4 protein-coding genes are annotated in these 4,336 nt (G+C 72.7%); 3 read left to right on the forward strand and 1 reads right to left on the reverse strand.

All coding sequences use genetic code 11. The features are described from left to right. The coding region (locus B7767_RS15150) for a magnesium and cobalt transport protein CorA (RefSeq protein WP_085572650.1) at window positions 1-1,064 on the forward strand (1,064 nt) is incomplete at its 5' end. 37 nt (window positions 1,065-1,101) lie between these two features. Here B7767_RS15150 and B7767_RS15155 read toward each other — a convergent pair. Then, the gene (locus B7767_RS15155; protein ID WP_085572651.1) at window positions 1,102-1,734 is read right to left on the reverse strand and encodes a uridine kinase; all 633 of its coding nucleotides are present in this window, start codon (window positions 1,732-1,734) and stop codon (window positions 1,102-1,104) included. 287 nt (window positions 1,735-2,021) lie between these two features. Here B7767_RS15155 and B7767_RS15160 point away from each other — a divergent pair, with 287 nt between their 5' ends. Both B7767_RS15160 and B7767_RS15165 read left to right on the forward strand, forming a co-directional pair. Next, entirely contained in the window at window positions 2,022-2,501 is a 480-nt protein-coding gene (locus B7767_RS15160) for a DUF1772 domain-containing protein (protein WP_085572652.1), read from the forward strand. A gap of 135 nt (window positions 2,502-2,636) precedes the next feature. Then, on the forward strand, window positions 2,637-4,145 hold the full coding sequence (locus B7767_RS15165) for a glutamate synthase subunit beta (protein WP_085572653.1): 1,509 nt from the start codon (window positions 2,637-2,639) through the stop codon (window positions 4,143-4,145). Window positions 4,146-4,336 lie beyond the last annotated feature (191 nt).

Raw genomic sequence — 4,336 nt, forward strand, 5'->3', positions numbered from 1 at the left:
TGGCGCGGCTGGCACGGCGGCGGCCCCGTGTGGACCTGAGCCATCCGGCCCGCTCCCCGCTGGGTTCCTCGGTGGTCAACTGCGTGACGTACAGGGACGGTCACCGCACCGGCGCGCGCGGGGACCTGATGGACGCGGTGAGGCAGGTGCGCAAGAGCGGCGAGGGTTTCGTCTGGCTGGGGCTTCACGAGCCGACCACCCGGGAGTTCGCCGGCATCGCGGAGCTGTTCGACCTGCACCCGCTGGCGGTGGAGGACGCGGTCGAGGCCCACCAGCGGCCCAAGCTGGAGCGGTACGGGGAGACGCTGTTCGCCGTGTTCAAGACGGTCTGCTACGTCGAGCACGAGGAACTCACCGCGAACAGCGAGGTGGTGGACACCGGCGAGATCATGGTGTTCCTCGGCAAGGACTTCGTGGTCACGGTGCGGCACGGCCGGCACGGCTCGCTGGGGCCGCTGCGCGAGGGGCTGGAGTCCGATCCCGAGCAGCTCGCCCAGGGCCCGTCCACGGTGCTGCACGCGATCGCGGACCATGTGGTCGACGACTATCTGACCGTCATCGACTCGGTCCAGGAGGACATCGACCAGGTCGAGACGGATGTGTTCGCGGAGCACGGCGCGCGGGTCGATCCGGGCCGCATCTACCAGCTCAAGCGCGAACTCCTCGAACTGAAGCGGGCGGTGGTGCCGCTGGGCCGGCCGCTGGAGGAGCTCGCCACCCGGCCGATCCGGGTGGTCGCCCCGGAGATACAGGCGTACTTCCGTGACGTCTCCGACCATCTGCTGCGGGCGAAGGAGCAGATAGCGGCCTTCGACGAGCTGCTGAACTCCATCCTCCAGGCGCATCTGGCGCAGGTCACGGTCGCGCAGAACGAGGACATGCGCAAGATCACCGCTTGGGCGGCGATCGTGGCGGTGCCGACGATGGTCTGCGGGATGTACGGCATGAACTTCGACCACATGCCGGAGCTGCACTGGCGGTACGGCTACGGCATGGTCATCGGGGTGATATCCGTGGCGTGTCTGCTGCTGTACCGGGCGTTCCGGCGCAGCCGCTGGCTCTGAGACCCGCTGCTCCCCACCGCCCGGCGGGGAGGCGGGGTCAGCCGCGCCAGGCCGGATGGCGGGGGTCGTCGGCCCGTACCAGTACGTCGGCCGTGCCGGCGGGGTCGGTCTCCCGCTCGTAGCGCTCGAAGGCGGGGAGGGTCCAGTGCTCGGCCTCGGCGGTACGGCGGCGCAGGGCGCCCGGGGAGAGGAGGACGTGGACGCTCAGGTCGAAGGGGAACCAGTGGCGCAGGAGGAGGGGGCCGTGCAGCAACAGCACGCCGCCGGGAGGCAGTCGGACATAGGGGCTGCGGGTGGCGCGGTCGGTGACGGGGTCCCACAGGTCGGGCAGGACGCGTCCGCTCCCGCCGGGTTCGAGGGGGCCGAACACCTCGCGCCAGAGGGCGCCGGTGTCGTACCAGCCGCCGTAGTAGGACTCCAGGTCACGGTGGCCGTATTCGAGCCGGACGGAGGCGGGCCGCAGGAAGCCCTCGGTGCCGACGACCAGGGAGGGCCGGCCGCGTATCCGCAGCGCCTCGGCGACCCGCTCGGCGAGGTCTCCCGGACGCGCGGCGGGGGCGCCGTCGAGGGCGACCCGCGGCCAGGGTCCGCCGTCGGCCGTCCTCAGCTCCAGCAGGCGCTCGGCGAGGAGGTCGCCGAGCCGGTCCCAGGTGATCGCTTCAAGTCGCACACGGCCATGATGCGCCTGCGGCCCGTCCGGCCGCGCGGGTCTCCCCGCGGTACGGGTCTCCCGGCTGTACGGGTCTCCTGACGGTACGGGTCCTCCGCCTGTACGGGTTCGGCGCCCGGTGCCCGGCCGCCCGGGGGGAGGGGGTGACACCCGGGGTGTTCGGCCTCCCTGGACGTTCGCGCATGCGCCCGCGCTCCTGGGCCATGGCAGGGGGTGCCGAGGGCCGCTTTCACTGGTGATGACGGTGGTGGCCAGGAAGGGTCCCGGCCGGGAACGGGGATGACGACATGATCGACGGGCCGTACTTCGTACTGACGGTGCTGGGTGTGCTCGGGACCGGGCTGACGGCCGGGGTCTTCTGTGCCTTCTCCACGTTCGTGATGAGAGGTCTCGCGGCGTTGCCGCCGGCGCAGGGGGTGGCCGCGATGCAGGCGGTCAACGTGGCGGCGGTGCAGCCTGCCTTCATGCTGCTGTTCCTCGGTACGGCGATGCTGTGCGCGGTGGTCACGGTGGTGACGTTCGTGCTGTGGCCGGACGAGGGGACGGCCGAGCTGCTGGTGGGCGGTGCTCTGTATCTGGTCGGCTCGTTCGGGCTGACCGTGGCCGCGAACATACCGCGCAACGAGGCGCTGGCCCGGCTCGGACCGGACGGCCCGGAGGCGGCCGCGTACTGGCCGGTCTATGTGCGCGAGTGGACGATGTGGAACCACGTCCGTGCGCTCGCCTCGGCCGGGGCGGCGGTGGCGTACCTCCTGGCCCTCGTCTGAGGGACTCGGTCGACGGGCTCCCGGGAAAGCGCTGTCCCGGCGCTCTGCGGGGGCGGGTGAGCGGACGTATCGTGGCCCGAGGAGTGCCGCCCGACGACGCACGGCCTGTCACCCGCGCACGCAAGGAACACGGCCATGGCCGATCCCAAGGGTTTCCTGACCACGCCCCGCGAGGAGTGGCCCCGCCGCCCCGTCGAGGAACGGGTCCGCGACTGGAACGAGGTGTACGTGCCGGGGGCGCTGCTGCCCATCGTCAGTGCGCAGGCCGACCGCTGCATGGACTGCGGTGTGCCGTTCTGCCACCAGGCCTGCCCGCTGGGCAATCTCATCCCCGAGTGGAACGAGCTGGTCTCACGGGAGGACTGGCGGGCGGCGGCGGAGCGGTTGCACGCCACCAACAACTTCCCGGAGTTCACCGGCCGGTTGTGTCCGGCGCCCTGCGAGGCGGGGTGTGTGCTCGCCATCAACCAGCCGGCGGTCACCATCAAGAACGTCGAGTGTGCCATCGCCGACCGGGCCTGGGAGGAGGGCTTCGCCCCGCCGGCGCCGCCGGAGCGGCTCTCCGGCCGGACGGTCGCGGTCATCGGTTCGGGCCCGACCGGACTGGCCGCGGCCCAGCAGCTCACCCGGGCGGGGCACACGGTCGCCGTGTACGAGCGGGACGACCGGGTCGGCGGGCTGATGCGGTACGGCATCCCCGCGTTCAAGATGGAGAAGCGGCATCTGGAGCGGCGGGTGGAACAGATGCGGGCCGAGGGGACGAGGTTCCGTACGTCCACGACGGTCGGGCGGGACGTGGGCGCGGTGGAGTTGCGGGCGCGGTATGACGCGGTGGTGATCGCGACGGGGGCCACGGCGTGGCGGGAGCTTGCCGTGCCGGGGCGTGAACTGGCGGGGATCCACCAGGCGATGGAGTACCTGCCGCTCGCGAACCGGGTGTGCGAGGGGGATCTGGAGTCGTCGCCGCTGTCGGCCGCGGGGCGGCATGTCGTCATCGTCGGTGGTGGTGACACGGGGGCGGACTGTCTGGGTACGGCGGTGCGGGAGGGGGCCGCGTCGGTCACCCAGCTCGACATCTACGGCCGGCCGGGGGACGAGCGCGATGAGGACGCCGAGCCGTGGCCGACGTATCCGAAGTTGTACCGGTTGTCCGCGGCGCATGAGGAGGCCGGGGTGTTGCGGATGGCGCCGGTGGTGGGGGCGGGGGCGGACACGGGCGCTGACGCGCGGTTGTTCGCGGCGTCCACGGTGCGCTTTGCCGGGGACGGGGGCGGGCGGGTGTGTGCGCTGCACCTGGTGGGGGTGGACGCCGGGCGTCGGCCCGTGCCGGGGACCGAGCGGGTGTTGCCGGTGGATCTCGTGCTGCTCGCACTGGGGTTCTCCGGGCCGGAGCGGGGGGATGGGCTCCTCGCCCAGCTCGGGGTGGAGTTGTCGCCTCGTGGCACGGTCGCACGGGACGCGGGCTTCGGCACGAACGTGCCGGGGGTTTTCGCGGCGGGGGACGCCGCTCGGGGGCAGTCGCTGATCGTGTGGGCGATCGCCGAGGGGCGGGCGGTGGCTGCGGCGGTCGATCGCCATCTGACTGGTTCGGCGAGTCGGCTGCCGGCGCCGATCGGCCCCTACGACCGTCCGATGACGGTGTGAAGCGGTCTCTGCGGGTTGTGTGTCCCGGGGTGCGGCCTGGCGTCATGCGGGGCACCCGGGGTCGGTGCGGGCCGGGGGTGTTCGCGCGGCCCGGCGCTTGCCGGGGTGCCCTGCGCTGGCGCGGGCCGGGGGGTCGCGCGGCCCGGTGTGTCGCAGGGTGCCCTGCGTCGGTGCGGGCCGGGGGTGTTCGC

Source organism: Streptomyces sp. 13-12-16 (assembly GCF_002114215.1).
In the GTDB taxonomy this organism is placed as follows: Bacteria; Actinomycetota; Actinomycetes; order Streptomycetales; family Streptomycetaceae; genus Streptomyces.

Excerpts from the sequence above, each read along its gene's own strand:
- B7767_RS15160 (WP_085572652.1), top strand. The coding sequence starts at position 2,022 with ATGATCGACGGGCCGTACTTCGTACTGACGGTGCTGGGTGTGCTCGGG.
- B7767_RS15165 (WP_085572653.1), top strand. The coding sequence starts at position 2,637 with ATGGCCGATCCCAAGGGTTTCCTGACCACGCCCCGCGAGGAGTGGCCC.